The organism is Streptomyces sp. NPDC006235 (genome assembly GCF_040613735.1).
Lineage (GTDB): Bacteria > Actinomycetota > Actinomycetes > Streptomycetales > Streptomycetaceae > Streptomyces.
Genome location: NZ_JBEXSR010000047.1, coordinates 1 through 21,561 on the forward strand (window position 1 = coordinate 1; position 21,561 = coordinate 21,561).

Genomic DNA, 21,561 nt, shown 5'->3' on the forward strand with positions numbered 1-21,561 from the left:
GACAAGCGCGACTACATCTTCAACGGCACCCTGACCGTCACCGCGATCGTGATCTGGCTCCGCGACACCGTCCAAGAGCCATCAGAAACGGCCTAACGGAGCCCTACTGGCCTTCTGGCGCTTGTGCCAGTCGGCCTGTGACGGCCATGGCCGCTGGTCGCGTCGATCGCCGCTCTTACCGCCCGTTCGATCAGCGAGATGCCGCCCTGCTTCGACGCGTTGCCGCTGCTGAGGACCGAAACCAGGTACCGGTGCCCGTCCACCGTGACCAGTCCGATGCTGTTGATGACCCACAGCCCGGTTGTGGTCCGCTGCACCCAGCCGTTCTTGAGTGACCATTGGGAGGACACGGCCGACACCCCCCAGTCCTGGCCCTCCGCGATGTCGCCCATCAGCTCCCGGATGTAGGCCTGGGATTCCGGGTTCAGCCCTTCGCGCGTGCGGACGGAGTTCGCCGACGCGTAGGGGAAAACCGACTCCAGCAGCCGGATTTGGTCCTTGGCTGTCGTCTGTGTGAGGCCCCAGTGAACGCCGGGGCCGCCATGTGTCGAGGAAAGCCCCAGCTGTTCGTTCGCCGCGTCGAGGCCTTCTCCCTTACCAATCGCCCGCCACAGGAGGTTCGCCGCGTCGTTGTCGCTCGTTTTGATCATCGCCTCGGCGGCCTGCCGCTCCTCGGCTGTGAGTTCGCGGCCCTCATCCTGCGCCTGGAGCAACAACGCCGCGAGAATGTTCACCTTGCTGATGCTCGCCGTGTTGAACGACGCGTCGCCCTGGTAAGACGCGATCTTCCGGTCAGCACAGTTGAGGTCGCGCACGACCACAGCCAACCGGGTCTCATCGTCCCTCAGTACCGGCTCGAGCGCCCGCGCGAGAGCCGCGCCGAGATTTTCTGACGGTTGCCCCGCCAATGCGGCGGCTGGCGCCTGGCTGGGCGTGGGGGACGTCTGCACCTCGTCGAGCGTGCCGGTGGAAGAACATGCGGCGAGCGACGCCATGACCGCGGCGGTGGCGCAGGCCGCCAGTGCGTGCGGGCGCAAGGCGACGCAACGGGGTCTTCTGAGCTCCTCATACGCCGCGTTGCGCTGTCCATCGGGCATGGCGGGCAGACCTCGGTATTCCTGTGGAGGGAGAGGACAGTAGACCCGACAAATATGACATATCGGTCATGCGTGCAGTGATCAACAGCACGGCACGGCGTGTCGCTCCCGAGGAGTCCGCCATGTCCGCAACCGCTGCCTCATCTCCGCGACCATGCGCGCCGCACGCTCACGAAGCTCAGCAGGGTAGGGGGACGGACGTGCGGTGACTCGATCACCTCAGGGACTCGAGCCTCCATCGGACCCGGAGCGGTTCACAACGTCGGCGCCCACCCGAGAGAGGGACTTCAGCGGCCAGTCAGGATGCCCCAACCTGAAGATAAGAGACGAATAAACCCTGAGTGTGTGCGGCGGCGACGGCCGGGCAGACGGCGAGTCGGGGGCAGGTGATCATGTTCTGCTGCTGCTCGTTCTCCTGCTCGCCCTGATCCTCTTCGGTGCCGGATTCGCCCTGAAGCCCTGTGGTGGATCACCGTCATCGTCCTGGTGATCTGGCTGCTTGGCTTCGTCCCCGCTCCACCGGATCCAGCGGGAAGCGAGGCCGCTGGTACCGCTGGTAGACAGCACCGCGAACCGTCGACACGCGGCTTGGGGCCGTACCGAAGACGGTGTGGCCCCAAGCCGCGCTGACTGCCGCGAACCTCCACCGCGGCCAGACCGGCGGTGAAGGCCGCGGATGACGGGACCGCGTGCGCGGTCCCAGGAGGTGCTCGCCGCGCCCTGGGGAATCGCCTCGGCGGACCGTACCCGCTGGGCGGAGCGATCCCCTGTGACGCACTTGGCGACGCACTTGTCGCCACAAGGTGCTGTACACAATGACCCGATCACAACAGGACCAACGGCGGAATCGAAGTGTCGCCTCATCTTCGCGGCTGGGCGTCCAGCACCTGCTGGAGCGCCTCGAACTCCTCGACGCACTTTCCGGAGCCCAGCGCCACGCTGTCCAGCGGGTCCTCCGCGATGTGGACCGGCATGCCCGTCTCGCGGCGCAGCCGCTCGTCCAGGCCGCGCAGCAGCGCTCCGCCCCCGGTCAGAACGATTCCCCGGTCCATGATGTCGCCGGACAGCTCCGGCGGGCACTTGTCGAGGGTGGTCTTGACGGCGTGGACGATGGCGTTGACCGGCTCCTCGATCGCCTCGCGTACTTCGGCCGCGGAGATGACGACGGTCTTCGGCTGCCCGGAGACGAGGTCCTGGCCGCGCATTTCGGTGTGCTCGTCGGAGTCGAGGTCGTACGCCGAACCGATCGCGATCTTGACCTTTTCGGCCGTGCGCTCACCCAGCAGCAGCGAGTACTCCTTCTTGACGTGCTGGACGATCGCGTTGTCCAGTTCGTCGCCCGCCACACCGATGGACTGGGCGATGACGATGCCGCCGCAGGAAATGACCGCCACGTCCGTGGTGCCGCCGCCGACGTCGACCACCATGTTGCCCGTGGCCTCGTGGACCGGCAGGCCCGATCCGATGGCCGCGGCCATCGGCTCCTCGATGATGTGCACCCGACGGGCGCCGGCCTGGGACGACGCCTCGATGACGGCACGGCGCTCGACACCGGTGATGCCCGAGGGCACACAGACCACGACCCGCGGACGAGCCAGATACCGCCGCTTGTGGATCTTCAGGATGAAGTAGCGCAGCATCCGCCCCGTGATCTCGAAGTCGGCGATCACGCCGTCCTTCAGCGGACGCACGACAACGATGTTGCCGGGCGTGCGCCCGATCATCTTCTTCGCTTCGGCGCCCACCGCGAGGATGCCGCCAGTGTTGGTGTTGACTGCGACGACGGACGGCTCGTTGAGCACGATCCCACAACCACTGACGTACACCAGCGTGTTGGCGGTCCCGAGGTCGACAGCCATGTCACGGCCGATGAACGACATTGAGTTCCCCATCAGGACTCGTCTGCCCTTTCCACGATTTCTGCAGGGCCTTTCGGTCGGCGAGGCGGGTGCTGTTGCTCTCGCCCACTCGCCCTCCACATCACCGGACCGTATCGGCGTGCCCACCGCGGCGAGCCGCTCCCACGCCGCCTGCCCCACTTGTCACCTCAGCGGCTGATCAGCCCAGGTCTGGGCATGGGGGGGCGTGGTCAGGCACTCTTCGGCAGTGCTGCTCGCGCGTCGCAGGCCGACCAGAGCGTGCCTGCCCTGTCTTTCGGACCCGGCCGGGGCCTCCTCGCGGCTCGAGGGGGGTCGCGAACGGCCCGGCACGCAGCCACAGCCGTGCGCCTCGCCCGGGTCGTCCATGGGTGATGCCGCCGGCGATGCGTTTGCCGACCGGCTCCCGCTGCGCTGCGAAGCCCTGGGCGACGGCCATGACGATCTCCAGGCCGTGTTGCCCGACCGGTCCCGCGTCGGAAGTCCAGGCGGTCCGCCGCCCGTAACCGGTCCAGCAGCACCTGCTGGAGCTCCTCCCACACCCCGGCCTCCTGCAACTCGGCCAGCCGCCGCCAGCAGGTAGGCCCCGAGCCGAAGCCCAACTCCTGCGGCAGGTACTCCCACTGGATCCCGGTGTACAGGACGAACAGCACGCCCTGCAGCGTCCTGCGGTCATCGATCCGCTTGCGCCCCGGGTACCGGAACCGCCGCTCATGATTCGGCAACAGCTGCACGATCAGGGCGAGATACAGGGTGGCCCCTGCATACGCGGAGGCCGCCAGCCAACTTGCGGATGCGGGCGGCGGCGGACCTGACCCTCTCCTTCAACAGAAGGTGCTGGTTGTCGATCGCATGCCCGGATGGCCGTGGCTTTGCACGTTGAGGTAGATCTCGTCGATCAGGTCGAGGTCCCCGTAGCAGCCCTCGACCAGTTCAACCAGGCGCCTCGCCCGGGGCGATCAGCCCCGTCTCGTAGGCGAAGACGACGGCCTGGACGCGGTCGCGCAGGTCCAGCTTCGAGAGGATACGGCCGACGTGGCTCTTGACCGTGGTCGGGCTGAGGAACAGCCGGGAGGCGAGTTCGGCATTGCTGAGGCCCGTCGCGAGCAGGCGGAGCACCTCGAGCTCGCGCGGGGTCAGGCCGGACAGATCGCGGTGCGGGGCGATGGTCTGCGGTTCGTCGTGACGGGCGAAGCGCTCGATCAACCGGCGAGTGATCGTGGGCGCGAGGAGAGCGTCGCCCGTCTGCACCAGGCGTAAGGCGGAGACCAGATGTTCGGGGGTGACGTCCTTGAGCAGGAAGCCGCTGGCGCCGGCCGTGAGCGCGGCGTAGACGTAGTGGTCGAGGTCGTATGTGGTGAGGATGATGACCCGCGTTTCGGCCGGGCCGGCGTCGCCGATGATGCGCCTGGTGGCCTCGATGCCGTCCATCTCCGGCATGCGGATGTCCATGAGGACGACGTCGGGCCGCGTACGGCGAACCGCTGCGACAGCCTCGGCCCCGTCGGCGGCCTCAGCCGTCACGTCGATGCCGTCCGCAGCCAAGATCATCTTGAAACCGGTGCGTACGAGGGCTTGATCATCGGCGATGACGGCGCGCAGAGGTGCCCGGTCCGCGGTCATACCGCGCTCCGTGGGATGCGGGCCGTCACCCGGTAGCCGTCGGTCGGCATCGGTCCGGCCGTCAGCTCACCCTGGTAGACGGCCAACCGCTCGCGCAGCCCCATGTGGCCACGGCCGTTGCTCTGCACCGGCGGGGAATCCTCAGTGCCGCCGGTGTCCGTGATCTCGATCTCCAGACAGGCGTCGGTGTAACCAATGGCGACGGACGCCTGCGCACCGCGCGCATGTTTGATCGTGTTGGTCAGCGCCTCCTGTACGACGCGATACGCCGCGAGGTCCACCCCCGGTGGCAGAGGATCCGGCGGCAACGACACCCCGACGCTCACGGGCGTACCGGCGGCGCGTACTCGTGCGACGAGCGCGTCGAGCTGTGCGAGTCCCGGCTGGGGCTCCAGGCCCTCGGGCTTCTCGTGGTCCGGGGCGGCCAGCAGGCCCATCACGTGGCGGAGTTCGGCCATGGCGGCCCGACCGCCCGCCTCGACGGCCAGTAGTGCCTCCTTCGACTGCTCGGGCGCCATGTCCATCACCTTGCGGGCCGCGCCGGCCTGGATCACCATCACGCTCACATTGTGGGTCACGACGTCGTGCAGTTCGGCGGCAATGCGGGCACGCTCCTCCTCGACGGCGCGGCGCGTGGCCTCCTCCTGAGCGGCCTGCAGTTCTGTCACCCGGTCCCGGCTGGAGGCCAGCCGCAGTTGCAGAAAGCGGACGAGGCTGGCCAGCATCCCTGCCACCAGGAGCACGAATCCCGGGCTGGACCATCCCGGGAGCACGGGTTCCGCGTTGCGGAAAGCGAAACCGGACAGCGCGGCGGCGATCACCAGGACGGCGATCGCCGCTATCCGGTAACGGCTGTATACGACGGCGCTGTAGGCGCCGATGACACAGGCCAGGACGGTGATCCAGGAGGCTGAGCTGCCGATGGCCAGTGCTGCGCCCAGCACCACCACGAACAAGGTCAGCGGATACCGGCGCCGGGCCGCCAGCGGCAGCGTCGACAGGACGACCAGGGCCCAGGGCACGGAGGAGGGTTCTTCCTCCACGGGCACCTGACCAGGGTCGGGCGGCGAGGGAGGGGCCGGGACCCCGGTCCCGACATCCACCGTAGGGGGGTTGATGTTCACCGGCCCGTCGCCGGGATAGCGCACCGCCACGAACAGGGCAATGACGGTCAGTACGAACGCCAGCACCACATCGGCGCGCACCGCTCGCGGGGACAGCGGGGAGGCCTTCGCCTCCGGGCGTAGCGCGTCGACGAGGTGCTGATGCCGGCTACGCCGGTCTTCCGTCTCCATCCGTGCATTGTGCTGCGCTCTCCGCCCGGCCCGCGTCCACCTGTCCGGCCAGGGCATTGCCCTGGAGTCCTCCTTCTCAGGGATGACTCCGCGGCCGAATCCTCCGCAGGAAGGACCTGATGTTGGTTCCGCGGCCGACGCGCCCCATACGCGGCACCTCTAGGTTCGCAGGACCGGCAAACGGCATGTGCCTCTCGCGACCGCAAGGACGGACGACTGCTATGCATCAAGTGATCGAACTGAAGGGTGTGGCGAAGCGCTACGACAGCGCCGGCGCGCCGGTGCTCGGACCGCTCACGCTCAGCGTCGCCAAGGGTGAGGCCCTTGCCGTCACGGGCCCTTCCGGCAGCGGCAAGTCCACGCTGCTGAACCTTGTCGCCGGCCTGGACAAGCCGACCGATGGCGCCGTGACCGTGGCCGGGCGACGGATCGACCGGTTGAGCGAGCACGCCCTCGCCAAGTTCCGTCGCGAGCACATCGGCATGGCCTTTCAGTTCTTCAATCTTCTCGACGACCTCACCGTCACCGACAACATCCAGCTCCCGGCCCAGCTGACCGGGACCAGTCGGCGCAAGGCCGCGGCCCGCGCGGGTGAGCTCATGGAGATGCTGGGGATCCAGAGGCATGCCCGCGCCTACCCTGGCCGATTGTCCGGAGGTGAACGCCAACGGGTCGCAGTCGCCCGGGCGTTGGTCAACCGGCCCGCGCTGCTGCTCGCCGACGAGCCCACTGGTGCGCTCGACACCGCCTCGGGCCACGACGTCCGCGATCTGCTGATGGATCTGCACCGCGCCGGACAGACCATCGTGCTGGTGACACATGACCTGACGCTGGCGGAGGCGTGCGCGAGCCGCACTGTTCACCTGGTCGACGGTCATGTCGCCCTCGACTCTTACGCGCAGGCCGTCCGATGAGCCTGTTCGGTACCGGCGCGCTGGGCCGGGTCGTACGTTCCGGCGTCGACCGACGGCGGGTGCAGACCGTGGTGATCGCCGTGGCCACGATGATGGCCGCGGCCTCGGCCGTGGTCGCCGGGTCGCTGATGGTCGCCTCGGCCGCGCCCTTCGACAAGGCCTTCAAGGAGCAGCAGGGCTCGCACATCACCGCGCAGTTCGATTCGGCCAAGACGAGCGCGGCGCAGCTGGCGAGGACCGGGAAGCTGCCCGGCGTCGCCGCGAGCGCGGGACCGTACCCGTCCACGGCGGTCCGCCCGGTGGACCGGTCGGGCTTCCAGCTGCCGACGCTGACCCTGGTAGGGCGGTCCGGTCCTGACGGCGCCGTGGACCGGGTGGATCTGAAGGCGGGCCGGTGGGCGCGGGAGCCCGGCGAGATCGTGCTCGACGCGTCGTTCGAGGGGCCCGCCATCGGGATCGGTACCCCCATGAAGACGTCGAACGCCGAGGACGCCCCGACTCTTTCGATCGTCGGCTTCGCCGTGTCGGCCAGCAGGACCGCCGACGCCTGGGCGGCCCCCGCGCAGGTAGACGCGCTGGGATCGAAGGGCGATCCGGTCTCGAGTCAGATGCTCTACCGCTTCGACTCCGCGAGCACGAAGCAGCAGATCCTCGCCCACCGGAAGATGCTCGCCACCTCCGTGGGGTCCGGAGCGCTCCTCGGGACCCAGTCCTGGCTGGACACCAAGCGCGCCGCTGATCAGGGTGCGGCGGCGACCGTCCCGTTCATGATGGCCTTCGGCTCGCTCGGCATCGTGATGTCGGTGATCATCGTCAGCAGCGTGATCAGTGGCGCGGTCGGCACCAGCCTGCGCAGGATCGGCATCCTCAAGGCCATCGGCTTCACTCCGCGCGAGGTCGTACGCGCCTACGTGGCCCAGGCGCTGATCCCGGCCGTCGTCGGCATCGCCCTGGGTGTCGTCCTGGGCAACCTCCTGGCAGTGCCGCTGGTGTCCGACACCGAGTCGGTGTACGGCGGCGTCTCGCTCTCGGTGGCCTGGTGGGTGGACGTTGCCGTGCCCGCCGCCGCCCTGGTCGTCGTGGAGCTCGCGGCGCTGATTCCCGCGTTGCGGGCCGGCAGGCTGCGCACGGTCGAGGCCATCGCGGTCGGCCGGGCGCCGCGCACGGGGCGCGGCCAGTGGGCGCACCGGGCGATGGGGATGCTGCCGCTGCCGCGGCCGGTGACCTACGGTCTCGCCACCCCCTTCACACGTCCGGTTCGTACCCTCGCGATGCTGCTCGCGGTGGCGTTCGGCACCGTCGCGGCGACGTTCGCGGTGGGGCTGACCTCGTCCCTGAACGCGATCGGCACCTCGCAGGACCCCGAGAACCGTGCCGCGGTCACGGTCACGACGACCAAGGCGATCGAAGTCGCTCCCCCGCCGCCGCCTCCTGTGGGGGGCGACGCGGGAGATCCGCCTCCCGTGGAGAACAGCGCTGGTGGCACGTCCAAGAAGCCCAAGGCCGCCGATCCGGCGAAGGTGCGGTCCGTCATCACGTCGCAGCCGGGCACGGAGTCCTACTACGGCAAGGCCCAGACCGAGGTCGCCGTGGCCGGGGTCTCAGGATCGATCCAGGCCAGCCTCTACGAGGGCGATTCGCGCCCCGGCAGCTACGAGATGCTCTCCGGGCACTGGATCACCGGCAAGGGACAGGTCGTGGTGCCCTCACGCTTCCTGGAAAGGACCAGCACCAAGCTCGGTGACACGGTGCGGGTGACCTACGAGAAGGAGACCGCGAACCTGCGGATCGTGGGCGAGTCCTTCGACACGTCGGGCAGCCGACTGGAGATCCACGCGGACATGGCCGCCTTCACGTTGGCCGAGCCCAGCACCTTCCTCGTCGAGACGAAGTCCGGCGTCTCCGCCGACGAGTACGCCCAGAAGGTCGCCGCGGTCGTACAGCCGCTGGGGGGCGACGCCACGACCGGCTCCGAGTCGGGGCAGGACGGCGTCATCCTCATCATGGCCGCGATGGCGGTGCTGCTCACCCTCATGCTGATCATCGTGGCCGGTCTCGGCGTACTCAACTCCGTGGCCCTCGACACCCGGGAACGCATCCACGACCTGGGGGTCTGCAAGGCGATCGGCATGTCGCCGCGGCAGATCCTGAGCCTCGTACTCGCATCGGTGGCCGTGATCGGTGTGATCGGCGGGCTGCTCGGCGTCCCTGCGGGGTACGCGCTGCACCACGTCGTCATGCCGGTGATGGGGCGTGCCGTGGGCACCAGCCTGCCGTCGCTTGTCCTCGATGTGTACGGGCCTTCGCAGCTGCTCCTGCTGGGGCTCGGCGGGGTCGTGATCGCGATGCTGGGCGCGCTGATCCCGGCAGGCTGGGCCGCCAAGGCGCGTACGGCCACGGCGCTGCGCACCGAGTAGCGTCCGGCGGAGCGCGAGCTGCTGGGGCGGATCCGCCAGGTCCGCGGGTCGGGCCGCCCGTACAGGCATAGGTGCCGGTGTCCCCGTCCAGGCAGGTCCTCTTGAGAGGGAGTCGAAAGGCCCGGACGGGGGGGTGGCAGGGAAGCGTTGCGGAATATCGGCGGCGAGACCGAGTGTGGGGCAGGCGCTCCGACCCGGCTCCGCCGCCACACAGATCCGGCCCCTGCCCATCCGCTCACCGAGTGGATCGCGTGCGCTGGCACCATCGCCGTTGGCGGCGTTACCGAGGTCCACCCGTCCCACGGTGACAGCAGCGTCACCCTTGACCTGGTCGATCCGCGTGTGACCGAGGCTCGCCCGCCGATGGAGAAGGGGCAGCGCCTGCTGATCGTGGTGCCCGAGCGTACCGACCAGGAGGCGTCCACGTTTGAAGGCGCCCGACTGACCCAGTACCGGTCAACGATCACGAAGGCACTCGACAAAGCCGAGCGCGAGACATGCCCCTCGCCGTGGAACCGTACCGGCCAATAACGTCGGAGCCCGGCCAGCCGACACAGGAACAGTCTGCTGCACCGAACGTGCGCAACGCATCCTGCGGTTGAGATGGGCGGCAGGGCCGTCGAGGGATGCCACGTCTTTGAGCAGGGCTCCGCTGGTAACGGATCTGCGCCTATCAGCGGAGCCGCGCCCAACGAGCATCACCGTCACGGCCACCTCCGACGGCTACCACCGCTACCACTTCACCCACATCACCACCGCCACCGCCACCGCCTACATCGACCGCACGTGACCGCCCCGCCCGGCGGCGAATGGCGCCGCTGCGTCTTATCTGTGAGGAGTCCTACAGCTGAGGTGCGGCGGGCGGGGGCGGGACCGGTGCACTACCGCGTCGTCTCGCGCGTCACCGTACCGAAGGAGGAGCTGCCTTCCTCGGTGTTCCGTCGGTCCGGTGCCCCCGTCCTGACGCTGATCACCTGCGCGCCGCCGTTCGTCCCCGAGCGGGGCGGCTATCTGTCCAACCTCGTCGTCACGGCGGAGCCCGCCGAGTCGCGGGGGCCGGGGAACGGGAGGGCGTAGCGGTCCACGTAGAGCCCGCGCACCTGGTGGAACCGGCGCTGCGGAACACCCCGCCGACCGACGACGCCGAGGCCATGCGACATGTCGAGCGGTGCGACCGCTGCCGCGACGAGCTGCGGATGATGACCCGCGTGGTGACCGCCGCCCGCAGCGCCGAGCTGGAGGACATGCCGGCCGCACCTCCGGAGCTGGTCTGGCAGCGCATGGCACAGGGCCTGTCACGCGAGTCCGCCCCACCGCCCCACCGCCCCACCGCCCCCGAGGAGCCTCGGCCCCAGCGCAAAGCGGAAGCTCCTCGCCGTACTCGCCCTCGTCGTGGTCGCCGGCGGCGCTCGCCCGCCACGCGTTGAAGCGAGATGTCCGATGCAGAGCCAGCCGACCTCGAAACGAGGTGGTGCTTACCTGACCGTCGTGCCAGCCGCGCGTCTTGAGGGAGTCTGGCGCCGTGGAAATACCGTTGCCGGAACAGCATCACCTTCGATCGAATGCCTCCATGACTCATGACGGCCCGGCGGACCACAGAGCAGAACCGGCGCTTTTGGGATGACGAGGCGGCTGCGTGGCACGGGCCGCTCGCCCGTGATCACCGGGCGCAGATGGAACCGTCCTGGGGATTGTGGGCCACCACTGAGTCGCAGGGCTCGTCGTGGAAGACCTGATGGAGATTCAGGCATCCCAGACTGCGCGGGACTACGAAGAAGTTTCCGCTGACTGGGCCCAGCAATGGCCCAGCGAGGAGATCTGGAAAGCTCGGCTCGCAGGCTGACGGCTCCGCAGGCACCGTGTATCGCCTTACTCACCCCCCCCGGAGCACCTCGATGCTCCCACCGCAAGCCCTCAGGTGGTGCCGACTTCAGCCCGTCCGCCACTGAACCCGCGCCGGCCGCAGCCTGAAGAGGCGCGGCACTGTCCCGGACCCACACCGAGTCGGAGTGCTCAGACAGCTTCGGCAGCGGACCTCCAACTGGCAGGGTGTCAGCCTCTGGGAGCTCGTCCGTTTTTCAGGTGAACTTACCGCTTTCATGAGGAAAGGCGCTGGACATCCTCCTACGCTCTTATCCGGCACGAGCAGTACAAACACGGTGTGCCTGCCCTTTTGGGCTCGATGACCGTCGGGGGTTCGCATGAGGCCGACACAGGCCGGTTGGTGGGGCTCGTTGCACGCCGTTCGTATCGGCTGGTCATCGGCGGCATGTGGGTGGGGCAAGGCTATGGGGCTGGGATGCGTGCTTGCCGCCACGCTGAGCGCGAGCGCGACGGCGGTGCTGTTCATCCCGGTCGGCGTAGGAGTGCCGGCTGCGCATGGTCTGGCTGCCCTGTCCCTGCTTGGGCGTGCCAGGACGGTTGCCGGAAGGGTGCGTCTTCGCCTCGCGCTCTTTGCGGGTTCTTTGGCAGCGGGTGGCCTTCACCACCTCGTTGTCAGCCAACTCCCTTCCTCGCGAGGGGGGCCCACTGGTGGATTCCACGTCGCCCTCCAGGTGCTGGCGGTCACCGGAATCGTCCTGTGTCTGGTGGTCGCGATCGCCGGGCTGGTGATCGCGGTTGCGGACCGCGGGGCGACGCTGGTCTGGCTGCGGCGAGTCCTGGACGGATGGATGATCGCCGGCTCCCTGCTCACACTGGGCTGGGTGCTGCTGCTGCATCGTGCCGACCAGAGCGACGACGCCTTCGGGTCGTTGCAGGATCTGGCACGCGTGGCGACGGACATCCTGGTCTTCGGACTTCTGGTGGCACTGCGCTATTCCCTGAAGCGTCCTGAGCGCACAGCGACAACGGTAGCCGCCTTGGCTCTCATCGTGTTGACCGCAGGCGACATGCTGCGCATCCTCGTGCCGGCCTCCGGCACCTGGTACGGCATCCCTTGCGCGGCGGTCTGCTCGATCACTGGCCTGCTCCTCATCACCGTGGCCCCATGGCTGCCCGGAGGCACCAGCGTCGCGGACGTCGACCAGCGCATCATGCCTGTTGTCGGGGTCGTGGCCGCTTTCGTGCCCGTGGCCATCTGCGTCCTGGCCTTGACAGCTCACACCATGGTCGGAGGCCGCACCGACATGGTCCTGCTGGTACTGGCGGGTTTGCTGCCCATCTCGCTCGGTATCCGGCAGGGCCTCATCCACGCCGATCACCTGCGTATCACTCGCGAAACCACCACCCGGGAGGCGCTTTACCGCGCCTTGGTCGACGGCACTCGGGACGTGATCACCATCGTCAGCCTGGACGGCCGCGTGCTCTACGTCAGTCCTGCCGCCCACCACGTCTTCGGCTACCGGCCTGAGGACCTGCTGGGTGCCCGTCTGCCCCTGTACTGCCACCCTGACGACCTGACGCCGCTGATGCAGGCGGTCGAGGCACTTCGGCAGGAAGCCGCATCAGGCATCCGCGGTCCGGGCCGCCGCGTGTCCTGCCGGGTCCGCCACGCCGACGGACGTTGGCGCCACGTCGAATCGACGGTCAGCCACCACACCGAGGGAGTGATCTTCAGCAGTCGCGATGTGACCGACCGGGTCGCCCAGCAGGAACAGCTCGAGCATCTGGCCTTCCACGACGCGCTCACCGGACTGCCCAACCGGGCCCTGTTCGCCGACCGAGTCGCGCATGCCCTGCGGAAGCGGACCACGCGCACAGCCCCGCCCACAGTGCTCTTCATGGACCTGGACGGCTTCAAGGCTGTCAACGACTCGGCCGGACACGCGGTGGGCGACGCTCTCCTTATTCACGCCGCCCGCCGGATCCAGGCATCCGTACGGGCTGAAGACACCGTGGCCCGCCTCGGTGGTGACGAGTTCGCAGCCCTCCTGGAGGGAGAGGCCGGGGCACACCCCGCGCGTACCCAAGACGTCGCCGAACGCATCCTGTCTGCCCTGACACAGCCATACCAGATCGCAGGCAAAGAGGCACTCGTCTCGGCCTCCATCGGCATGGCGGTAGCCCTCCCGGACGTCACACCGGACGAACTCCTCCACCAAGCAGATGAAGCCATGTACGAGGCCAAGAGAGCAGGCAAAGGCCGCATCCGCACGCACCTCCCCCAGCCCCGCCAACCCCGCAACAGTCCGTCACCCGAGGCCCGCCAGACCGCCATGCCCCTCCATGCGTCAGACGAACCGGCTGCGCACGGTCTCGGGCAGTAACCCCGTGCCGCCGGTACCCCAAACCCAGAAATGCCACTCCGGGACAACAACTCTCCGCCATCGGCATGCGCTGGGCATAACCCGCTCCATGACCGGCGATCTCCCGCGACTCGTAGCCGACCCTGTTGGTGCTGTCACGGGACTGCCGGAACCGGCGGTCAGGGGCGGACGGTGCGGGAGGACTGTAGCCCAGGGCCGCAGGATGCCGGCCTGTCGACTGGCCGCAGGGAGAGGCGGACGTGGGGCTTATCGAGCAGGGGCTGGAGCAGGTGTTGCACACCCGGCCTACCCCCTTGAGCATCGAGGCTCGCCTCCGGTTTCTGCTGGCAACGCATCGGTATTCCACCCGGAGGTGGCCGCAGTCCTTGGGGTGTCGCAGCGCACCGTGCAGAGGTGGGTGATGAAGAAGTCCGGAGCGCGTCGCCCGCCGGGTCCGCTGCGTGTCCGGTGATCGAGGAAGCGGTCCTTGTTCGGTGGCAGCCCCGGATACGGGCCCGCCGGCGCACCCAGGCCGAAACGGAGGGCTTCGTCTTCCACACCAGAGCGCGATTCGGGTTCGCTGCTGCAGCCGGCTCCTCGGACGATCCGCGGGTGCGGCGGTTCACCCAGTACCTGCCGCGAGAGGCAGCCCAGGAGCCGTTCACCGCCCGGGACGCCGGCGCAGGCGAGCAGGAGCAGCAGTTAGTGATCCTGGCTCGCGCGCTGAGGCATCCCTGCTTCCGCGACGGGGGCCGTCGCGCCCACTGTCTGCACATCGCCTTCAGCGACCTCGAGTTCGCCGACTTCTCGATCGGCTGAGGCCTGCCTGGCCGTCTCGGCCAGGCGCAGCAGGAGTGCACGGTTGCCTGGCGCGGCGAAGAATTCCCCAGGTGTCGCCCGTGGCCGGGCCTCCAGCATGGCGCACCGAGCCGTGTCCGCAGCTGAGGCCCGGACGCCGCGCCAGTGATCCGGGACGGCGTCCGGGCGGCCAAGAGCGCGTGCTCGGGACGGACAGCGCGCCATCGCCCGGCCTAGGGCGGGTGTGATAAGCGCACCATGCGGGTCAGTGCGCCGTCTCGGCCATGTCGCAGGTGTGGCACACCACTCTGCGCGCCGGGATGCGGCCGTACGAAGCGCCCATGCCGATCGGGCGGGTGACCTGTGCCTGTCGTACGCGGGCGTGGTTCTCGCAGGTGGCCAAGCCGCAGCGCGAGCACACACCGATACCAGTGGTGTCGCTGCGCGCCTCCTGGAGGCAGTCATAGCACCTCATGTCCAACTCCGATGTCAGTAGGGCCGGGTGCGGCGGCCAACACGAACAAACCCGTACAAGCCACACACACCTACTCGAGGAGCTTGAAAACTAAACCCAAGGTTAGACTTTGTCAAACCTAGGATCCGATCGATCGTGCGGAGGTAACTGCGCCTGCCTGCTGATCCCGCTGCTGCCGGTCGAGGACAGCACGGCGGCGGGTATCTGCTCCCCGCTTGAAGGCGGCAACCGAGCGAGAGCACCCGGTGAGCGCAGCCATGTCACGCGGTCTGTACTCCGGCCCTCCGGATCCGGCGCTGTCACCTCGTCGCTCAGCACCTGGCCGACGTCGCAGCCGACGTTGCAGCAGTGGCGGCCGCGCTACCGGTCCTCCCCGCGTCCTGCGCGCGCAGGACGGTCAGCCGGGTGACGGGAAGGGCGGTGATCCAGGCGGTGGCGGCTTCCCAGCCAGGCTGACGGCCGCCAGGGAAGCGGTCTGGAAGCAGGGGCGACTTTTCCAGGGCGGCCAGAAGGTCGTGGGCGAGGCCGTTTCGCTGGTGGTGCCCGGGCCGGGGTGCGCCTGGCGTCTGAAGGCCCAGCGCAGCAGCTCTTGGTCGGCGCAGTGGCGGCCGGTGCGGGCCAGGGCGGCTCGGGTACGGGCGGTCAACTGGGCCCAGGCGCGGAAGTTGCCGTGTGCGGCGTGGCTGTCGGCGAAGGTGTGTCGTCGGGGTCTCGGTTCTGGTGGTCGCGGCCGGTTCCCAGATTGGGAACCGGCCGGTGGCGAAGACTTCGGGCGTGGTGAGGAAGACCGAAGCTGAAGCAGCCGAAGGACAGCCTGGGCAACGTGGTCGGTGAGGTTGCAGCGTTGGGCGCGAAGTTGTGGCAGTACCTGAGCGAGCGCAGACGCCGGACAGCTGAAGGTGATCGAGGACGGCCGGGCCGCCGGCCTGCCGTGACACCACTTCACAAAGGCCCTGGGCGTGATTTCCAAACAGCGCGCCCACCAGAAGGCGCGGCGGCTGAAGGCCGAGCAGCTCCGGGACCCAGGCGAGCGCCGCACCCCCGAGGTCGCCCGCGAACACGAGGACCGCGCCGGCCCGAGCAGCGGGCGAGCGAGCCTGATGCTCGCGCAGGAGCGCTGTTTCCCCGTCGCCCGGCAGATCAGCCGGCTGCTCCTTGAACATCGCGATGCTGCTGTCCTCCGGCGGGCGATGTCTCGGACGGTTGCTCAGGAGTGGGAGCGCCGCGGTCTGCTGGTCCGGGGCTTCCCGGGCAGCGGCCTGCGGGGAGCCGTGGGACGCCCCGAGGCGAACGACCCGCTGATTGCGGCGGCCAAGGAGGCCACACCGCGGGCCCGTGCCCCACCGCGAGCGGGGTCCGCGCCGGTGTCATGCCGGGCCGATGACCTTCTTGCGCATGTGCCCATAAACCACCGACGTCCGTACGTCGGCGAGTTCCGGGCGCTTCGCCAGCTTCTCCAGGACCACTGCGTGCAGATGGTCGGTGTCCCGGACGGCGACGTGCACGAGGAAGTCGTCGTTCCCGGTGAGGACGAAGATCGAGATGACCTCGGGCATCCCCTCCAAGAAGGTCTGGAAGGCCTCGATCACCGCACGTGTCGGTGGGCGGACCCGTACGGCGATCACCGCCTGCAACCCGCGGCCGATCGCCGCGAGGTCCGCCTCGGCATGAAATCCCGTCAGGATGCCGCTCCTGCGCAGTGACCGGATTCGCTCCAGGCACGTGGACGGGGCGATACCGAGTTCCTGGGCCATGTCCCGGTTGGTGCGCCGACCGTCCTCCTGGAGCATCCGCACCAACGCCGAATCTAGTTCGTCCACGCTTGCCTCACCCCGCCGGATTCCGAAGGTAGTTCGGACTCTTCGCATCATGTTCGTTGATCTTGTTAGCCTCCAGCCTAGTTGGCCGATATTTGTTCGGTCACAGTGCGGTAGGCGGCAGTGGGTGGCAGAGAGGGGCGACTTGCTATGCGCAAACGAGGACCCACGGTGTGGGCGGTGTGTGCGGTCATGGCGGCCGCGCTGTTCTGGAGCAGTTCGTACGCGGTGACCAAGCAGGTGCTGGAGGATGTCGGCCCGCTCAGTATCGGCGCCATCAGGTTCACCCTCGCGGCGTTACTCCTGGGCGTGATTGTACGACTGAGCAAGCACCGCCCGGCCCGTCCGGACCCCCGGCAGCGGCGGCAGCTCTACCTGAGCGGGTTCCTCGGCATCACCGTGTACTTCATCCTTGAAAACGTCGGCGTCGACCTGTCCACGGCATCCGACGCGTCGCTGATCGTGGCCACGTACCCGCTGATGACGATGCTGGTGGAACTGGTCGTCTTCCGCACCCGGATGCCGCTGCCGCGTGTGACGGGCGTGCTGCTGGCCACCGTCGGCGCCTTCCTCGTCGTACGCAACGGGGCCGAGGTCGGCGGCAGTTCACGCTGGCTGGGGGACATCCTGCTGCTGCTCGGCGGGCTGGCCTGGGCCGGCTACAACGTCCTCGGCAAGCGCGCGAGCGCCGGCCAGGACGCCGCGAGCGTCACCTACTACCAGACCCTGGCGGGCGCGGCCGGCTTCCTGCTCGCGTCCCTGCCGGAGGCCGACGACTGGCGGACGCCGGACACGACCGCCTCATCACTGCTGGTCTACCTGGCCGTGGCGTGCTCGGTCGGCGGCTTCCTGCTCTACAACTACGGCCTGCGCAGGATGGCGTCGAGCGTCGCGGTCAACATCCTCAACCTGGTACCGGTCTTCGGCGTCATCGGCGCCGTCGTGATCAACGGCGAGTCGATCCGGCTCGCCCAGGTGACGGGCGGCGTGATCATCATCGCCGGGGTGGCGCTGGGCATGATCGAGCAAGGACAGGAGACCACGGCGAACCCGGACGCGAGAGAAAGCGAGCCTTCCGGGACTACGACCGCTCGGACCACGGCAGAAGCGGGGCCCGAGCCGGACGAACCCGAAGCGGCTGTACCGACCGCACATGGAGTGATCGACCGGGCCCGGTAACGGCCAGGGGGTGACGCTGCGCCAGTCTCCGGTGGTGCAGGCGGCGCCGTAGGTGATGGGCGGACGCGACGGCGCACGCAGCGACATGCCCATCCGGTGATCCCCACGGACCGCCGCATACAACTCGCGGTGCCTGATGTTGGATTACCTCCCAAGAGACCTGTCCGGACTGGCTGCAGCCGAGCTTCACCTGAACTGGCGATACCACGGCACCTGTTGCCAGTAGGGCATGGCGTCGGCCATGGAGAAGTGGGGCCGGGCGTGCGGTTCATCAACACGGGTTTCCTGACGAGCCGGAGGCCAACGCCTGACCGCCCCTTCATCCTTTTCCGCCGCCAGGAAGGCGCCGCCGAAGACGGCCCGCGCATCGTCCGCATCCGGCAGCCGACGCGGTACGGGCAAGAGCGAGCTGCGACAGCTGAGCAAGGCGCCGGGCGCCGACGGAAGAAGAGCGCCGCCTGACCCCGCGCCGCGCACGATGCCGTGGACCCTGCCGGAGCCGATGCTGAGCTCCCGGTACCCGATCCCCATCTGAGGCCCGGTTGGGCCGCAGAGCCAAGGTGCGACGGGTTCCGGGCTCTCGAAGACGACTCAAAGCACCACCGGTCGATGCGTCTCTTGGTTCTGGCTACCCTGCCCGCAGAGCGGGCGTTCGGCGGGTCGTCGGCCGACCAGGTCGGGGGGAAATCAGCAGTGGTCCCACCACCAGGAGATGCTCGGGTAGGGCAGGGGACTGGTGTCGGTGGTCGACAGTGAGGGTGCCCAGCAGGCGGGTGTCTTGACGACGTCTTCCAGGGCGATGCGTTGTGGGGCTGACGGGTTGTAGCGCCTGGCACACAGGGTGGCTTCGGTGTTGACGATGATGAACTGACCGAGTCGCTCGATGAGGTACTGCAGGGGCGTGCTGGCCGAGGGCATCAGGCGCTCGCGCAGGCGGAGGAAGAGAAGCATCATGCGGTCGCGTATCTCGGTCGCCGCGCCGACGGCCTGGTCGAAGGTGATCCCGCGAGCCGCTTGCAGGACGCTGACGGTATTTGGGGAAGTCTGGCCTTCTGCTTTCTCCTTGCGGTAGGAGAAGACATCGTTTTCCACTCCGCCGATCAGGGCTGTGCATTGGATGAGGGCCTGGACTGCCGGTGCGTTCCATTCCTCGTCCGGGATGGAGGCAGGCCCGCACAGCCCGATCAACGCCGAGTAGGTGGAGCCGCCGACGTCGTGAATGCGCAGGGCGAGGTATTCGTCTTCGTTGGGTTCGTCCAGGTGAAGCTTGTGCACGCCGCTGGTGAGAATGTGCCTGACGCCGGTGGTCAGACGAGCCACCTGGGTCGGTGTGCACTCCGCGCGCAGTTGCTCCATAGCGTCATGTACTGACGCGATGAGAGGGCTCTCGTTCTTCGGTACTCGGTATCCCGGAGATTCCAGAACATGCGTGATCTGGGCCACGAGACGGATGATTTCGCTGGTCCGGCTCCGGGCTTCTGCGTGATCGAGCACTTCGTCATCGATGACGAGCGCCCACTCCATCAGGCAACCGATGCCATGGAGCACTGCCTTGCTGGTCTCTGGGGTGGAGAACCTTCCAAGGCACCAGGCCAGGACAGTCCCGGGAATGGAATAGTGGGGTTCGGGGCTCAGTTCAGGAAACCCGTACGACTCCTTCCACGCTTGAACCGAGGCCGCGACGTCCATGGGGACGTGAGAAATCTGCGGCATCGGCAGGGGGTAGTGGAAGCGCGGCTCACCTCCCCACTGAGCCGGAATCGATGTCTGGTCCACATCTGATGTGCTGCTCATGCATGCTCCTTCGTCGGTCCGGAGTCCTGTAGGCGAGGGCCGGAATGCGTGCCCGTACTGCGATCGGCCGGCGACAGAGCTGGTGCCATCCGGCCGTGACGGCTTGGTTGAGGCAGGGCGTTGCGGGTGCGGTGGTGGAAGGCCAGGAGACCTAGGAGTGCGGTGGCGGCGAACCACAGCAGCTGCAGAGCGAGGTATGCGGGCACCGGGGTCGTGGAGAACCCGGCCGCGGTGGAGGCTTGGACGGAGCCGTAGGTGGGCAGCCAGCGTGTCAGCGGGCTGTCGGCGCCGGCGCTGATGACCGGGTTTTGCAGGGTGACGTCGATGACGCTCGTCATCACCATGGCGAACATGCCCTCGACCTCGCGGCTCAACAGGGATCCGAAGACCACGCCGAGAGCGCCGTAGGTCAGTGCGGCGCAGAACAATGCGGCGGCAAGCAAGTAGGGCTGCTTCGGTGTCCAGGCGATGCACATGGCCGCGGTGGCGTAGGCGGCGAGGAGCGCGGAAGCCAGGATCAAAGAGGCGGCCTTGGCCAGGACGAGATGGGTGCGCGGGTAGCCGGCCATGGCCAGGCGCCGGTCAAAGCGCCCGCCGGTGAAGGTGACGGCGAACATCATGAAGCCAGTGACCAGGGTGACGCAGTTGACGGCGCCGGTGATCTGGGTGAGCTGGTTACCGGCAGGCGCCAGCTTCTCTCCGGTGGATACCAGACGAAAGGGCGCGGCTTTGTCGAGCATCGTCAGGTAGATCAGGCCGACCCATGTGGGAATGAAGAAAACGACCAGCAGCATGGCGAACCGGTTGCGGGCATGCTCGATCAGGTCGTACCGGGTGGCTGTGGTGAACAGGTTCAGGTGTGTCCTCATGCCGGTGCCCCCGTTTCCAGGCGCAGCGTGCCCGCCTCCAGGCGCCACAGCTCATCAAGGCGTTCGGTGTCGTAGGCCAGATGGGAGACCACCAGGACGGAGCGGCCGGCGTCGCGCAGTTGGGCGGCCAATTCCCAGAACCGCTGGTAGGTGTCCCAGTCGAAACCCTGGTACGGCTCGTCCAGCAGCACAACCTGCGGATCGTGCATGAGCGCGAGCGTGAGATTCAGCTTCTGCCGGGTGCCGCCGCTGAGCACCCCGGCGCGCACGTCGGCGTACTGGGCGAACTGCAGAGCCTCCATGACCTTCTCGGCATGACACAGGTCGGCAAGCGCGAAGGCCGTCTTGAAGAACTCCAGGTGCTGCCAGACGGTCAGGGCGTCGTTGAGGACCACATCCTGCGGACAGTAGCCATAACGCCCCCGGTGACGCACCGCGCCACAATCGGCACGCAGTTCACCGGCCAGGATCTTCAACAGAGTTGTCTTGCCCGCGCCGTTCTCGCCGACGATCCCGGCCAGCACACCAGGCCTCAGGTCCAAGTCGATCCCCCGCAGGACCGCATGCCGACGATAGGCGTGATGCACCCCCCTTACCTCCAACGCGCCGCCCCCAGCCCATCCAGTGAGTACTGTCGCCATGTCATACGGAAATTTGACGGCACGGACACGACCAGACCCACAGCCTCATCCCCAAACCGCCCAAAACGGTGAAACAGAGGCACGGCGTAGTTCGATCCGTCGCGTGACTGCACCTGTGTGAAGACCAGCTCGGCCACGAATGCCTGTCTGCTGTGGGCCGCAGTCTGCCCACGCGCCCAGACAAGGGGCCGGATTCGCGGTGCCGGGCACGTCTGCAGGCACATAGAGCGCCTGACCGCGAGCGAACCGGCTCGTGCTTCACGGCCGGACTGCCCCCCGACGTCCCCCTCCTCACACCCCGGTCGCCGTAACGGCCGGCGCGCAGAACCGGCGGGCGCCCCCATCCCCGCCGCGCCCGCGCTGCCCATCCCTCACTTCTGGACAAGGTGTGCTGGTGGAGGTAGCTCGGGAGCGTGAGCTTCACCTGGTGGCCGGCCACACCAACTTCGAGGTGTGGGCAGGGAGCGTGCTCGAGGTCGAGCCGAAGTAGGTCTTCGAGCTGCTCCAGGACGCGGCCCGTATCCGGGCGATCAGCGAGTTGGGGCCCGATCTCGCGCAGCACCTGACTCGGGCCTCGG

Annotated in this window: 19 protein-coding genes and 3 pseudogenes; 10 read left to right on the plus strand and 12 right to left on the minus strand. The window is 68.2% G+C overall.

Annotation, left to right across the window (positions count from 1 at the left end; translation table 11 throughout):
• Positions 1 to 92 precede the first annotated feature (92 nt).
• Positions 93 to 1,097 carry a serine hydrolase gene (locus ABZ192_RS36450; protein ID WP_356928758.1) on the minus strand — a complete coding sequence of 335 codons (1,005 nt, stop codon included), beginning with the start codon at positions 1,095 to 1,097 and terminating at the stop codon, positions 93 to 95.
• A gap of 397 nt (positions 1,098 to 1,494) precedes the next feature.
• On the opposite strand from ABZ192_RS36450, the pseudogene ABZ192_RS36455 reads away from it, so the two are divergent.
• Positions 1,495 to 1,657 (plus strand): annotated as a pseudogene (locus ABZ192_RS36455) (hydrophobic protein).
• A gap of 300 nt (positions 1,658 to 1,957) precedes the next feature.
• On the opposite strand, the gene ABZ192_RS36460 reads toward ABZ192_RS36455, so the two are convergent.
• The 5 genes and pseudogenes from ABZ192_RS36460 to ABZ192_RS36480 all read right to left on the minus strand — a co-directional run bounded on the left by ABZ192_RS36460 (position 1,958) and on the right by ABZ192_RS36480 (position 5,892).
• Positions 1,958 to 2,977 (minus strand): rod shape-determining protein, encoded by a 1,020-nt coding sequence (locus ABZ192_RS36460; RefSeq protein WP_356928759.1) that lies wholly within the window; start codon positions 2,975 to 2,977, stop codon positions 1,958 to 1,960.
• 382 nt (positions 2,978 to 3,359) lie between these two features.
• Positions 3,360 to 3,455: pseudogene (locus tag ABZ192_RS36465) on the minus strand (ATP-binding protein); the annotation flags it as partial.
• A pseudogene (locus ABZ192_RS36470) lies at positions 3,454 to 3,726 on the minus strand (transposase); the annotation flags it as partial. The pseudogenes ABZ192_RS36465 and ABZ192_RS36470, both read right to left, overlap by 2 nt.
• A 181-nt stretch (positions 3,727 to 3,907) precedes the next feature.
• Positions 3,908 to 4,597: a response regulator transcription factor gene (locus tag ABZ192_RS36475; protein WP_356928760.1), complete on the minus strand. Its 690-nt coding sequence runs from the start codon at positions 4,595 to 4,597 to the stop codon at positions 3,908 to 3,910.
• Positions 4,594 to 5,892 carry a histidine kinase gene (locus ABZ192_RS36480; protein ID WP_356928761.1) on the minus strand — a complete coding sequence of 433 codons (1,299 nt, stop codon included), beginning with the start codon at positions 5,890 to 5,892 and terminating at the stop codon, positions 4,594 to 4,596. The genes ABZ192_RS36475 and ABZ192_RS36480 overlap by 4 nt, the downstream gene beginning before the upstream one ends.
• A gap of 221 nt (positions 5,893 to 6,113) precedes the next feature.
• Between ABZ192_RS36480 and ABZ192_RS36485 the strand changes: the two genes are divergently transcribed.
• From ABZ192_RS36485 to ABZ192_RS36520, 8 genes are all read left to right on the plus strand, one after another.
• A complete protein-coding gene (locus ABZ192_RS36485; protein WP_356928762.1) occupies positions 6,114 to 6,806 on the plus strand; it encodes an ABC transporter ATP-binding protein in 693 nt (230 codons plus the stop codon).
• Positions 6,803 to 9,223 (plus strand): FtsX-like permease family protein, encoded by a 2,421-nt coding sequence (locus tag ABZ192_RS36490; RefSeq protein ID WP_356928763.1) that lies wholly within the window; start codon positions 6,803 to 6,805, stop codon positions 9,221 to 9,223. The genes ABZ192_RS36485 and ABZ192_RS36490 overlap by 4 nt, the downstream gene beginning before the upstream one ends.
• A gap of 342 nt (positions 9,224 to 9,565) precedes the next feature.
• Positions 9,566 to 9,754 carry a hypothetical protein gene (locus ABZ192_RS36495; RefSeq protein WP_356928764.1) on the plus strand — a complete coding sequence of 63 codons (189 nt, stop codon included), beginning with the start codon at positions 9,566 to 9,568 and terminating at the stop codon, positions 9,752 to 9,754.
• 106 nt (positions 9,755 to 9,860) lie between these two features.
• Positions 9,861 to 10,013: a hypothetical protein gene (locus tag ABZ192_RS36500; RefSeq protein ID WP_356928765.1), complete on the plus strand. Its 153-nt coding sequence runs from the start codon at positions 9,861 to 9,863 to the stop codon at positions 10,011 to 10,013.
• An 86-nt stretch (positions 10,014 to 10,099) separates the two neighbouring features.
• Positions 10,100 to 10,300 (plus strand): class F sortase, encoded by a 201-nt coding sequence (locus tag ABZ192_RS36505; RefSeq protein ID WP_356928766.1) that lies wholly within the window; start codon positions 10,100 to 10,102, stop codon positions 10,298 to 10,300.
• A gap of 26 nt (positions 10,301 to 10,326) precedes the next feature.
• On the plus strand, positions 10,327 to 10,650 hold the full coding sequence (locus ABZ192_RS36510) for a hypothetical protein (RefSeq protein ID WP_356928767.1): 324 nt from the start codon (positions 10,327 to 10,329) through the stop codon (positions 10,648 to 10,650).
• A gap of 876 nt (positions 10,651 to 11,526) precedes the next feature.
• The gene (locus ABZ192_RS36515) at positions 11,527 to 13,431 is read left to right on the plus strand and encodes a sensor domain-containing diguanylate cyclase (protein WP_356928768.1); all 1,905 of its coding nucleotides are present in this window, start codon (positions 11,527 to 11,529) and stop codon (positions 13,429 to 13,431) included.
• A gap of 591 nt (positions 13,432 to 14,022) precedes the next feature.
• Complete coding sequence (locus tag ABZ192_RS36520; RefSeq protein WP_356928769.1) at positions 14,023 to 14,229, plus strand: terminal protein Tpg-like protein; 207 nt, start codon at positions 14,023 to 14,025, stop codon at positions 14,227 to 14,229.
• A 244-nt stretch (positions 14,230 to 14,473) separates the two neighbouring features.
• Here ABZ192_RS36520 and ABZ192_RS36525 read toward each other — a convergent pair whose 3' ends face one another.
• Both ABZ192_RS36525 and ABZ192_RS36530 read right to left on the minus strand, forming a co-directional pair.
• Positions 14,474 to 14,683 (minus strand): DUF2180 family protein, encoded by a 210-nt coding sequence (locus ABZ192_RS36525; protein WP_306970188.1) that lies wholly within the window; start codon positions 14,681 to 14,683, stop codon positions 14,474 to 14,476.
• 1,367 nt (positions 14,684 to 16,050) lie between these two features.
• Positions 16,051 to 16,503, minus strand: a complete 453-nt coding sequence (locus ABZ192_RS36530) for an Lrp/AsnC family transcriptional regulator (RefSeq protein ID WP_086562847.1) — start codon at positions 16,501 to 16,503, stop codon at positions 16,051 to 16,053.
• 147 nt (positions 16,504 to 16,650) lie between these two features.
• Here ABZ192_RS36530 and ABZ192_RS36535 point away from each other — a divergent pair, with 147 nt between their 5' ends.
• On the plus strand, positions 16,651 to 17,679 hold the full coding sequence (locus tag ABZ192_RS36535; protein WP_356928770.1) for a DMT family transporter: 1,029 nt from the start codon (positions 16,651 to 16,653) through the stop codon (positions 17,677 to 17,679).
• A gap of 186 nt (positions 17,680 to 17,865) precedes the next feature.
• Here ABZ192_RS36535 and ABZ192_RS36540 read toward each other — a convergent pair whose 3' ends face one another.
• The 4 genes from ABZ192_RS36540 to ABZ192_RS36555 all read right to left on the minus strand — a co-directional run bounded on the left by ABZ192_RS36540 (position 17,866) and on the right by ABZ192_RS36555 (position 20,944).
• Positions 17,866 to 18,210 carry a hypothetical protein gene (locus tag ABZ192_RS36540; protein ID WP_356928771.1) on the minus strand — a complete coding sequence of 115 codons (345 nt, stop codon included), beginning with the start codon at positions 18,208 to 18,210 and terminating at the stop codon, positions 17,866 to 17,868.
• Positions 18,211 to 18,366: 156 nt separating this feature from the next.
• Entirely contained in the window at positions 18,367 to 19,473 is a 1,107-nt protein-coding gene (locus tag ABZ192_RS36545) for a terpene synthase family protein (RefSeq protein WP_356928772.1), read from the minus strand.
• Positions 19,470 to 20,342, minus strand: a complete 873-nt coding sequence (locus ABZ192_RS36550) for an ABC transporter permease (RefSeq protein WP_356928773.1) — start codon at positions 20,340 to 20,342, stop codon at positions 19,470 to 19,472. Before ABZ192_RS36550 ends, ABZ192_RS36545 begins: the two co-directional genes overlap by 4 nt.
• Positions 20,339 to 20,944, minus strand: a complete 606-nt coding sequence (locus ABZ192_RS36555) for an ABC transporter ATP-binding protein (RefSeq protein ID WP_356928822.1) — start codon at positions 20,942 to 20,944, stop codon at positions 20,339 to 20,341. The genes ABZ192_RS36550 and ABZ192_RS36555 overlap by 4 nt, the downstream gene beginning before the upstream one ends.
• Positions 20,945 to 21,561 lie beyond the last annotated feature (617 nt).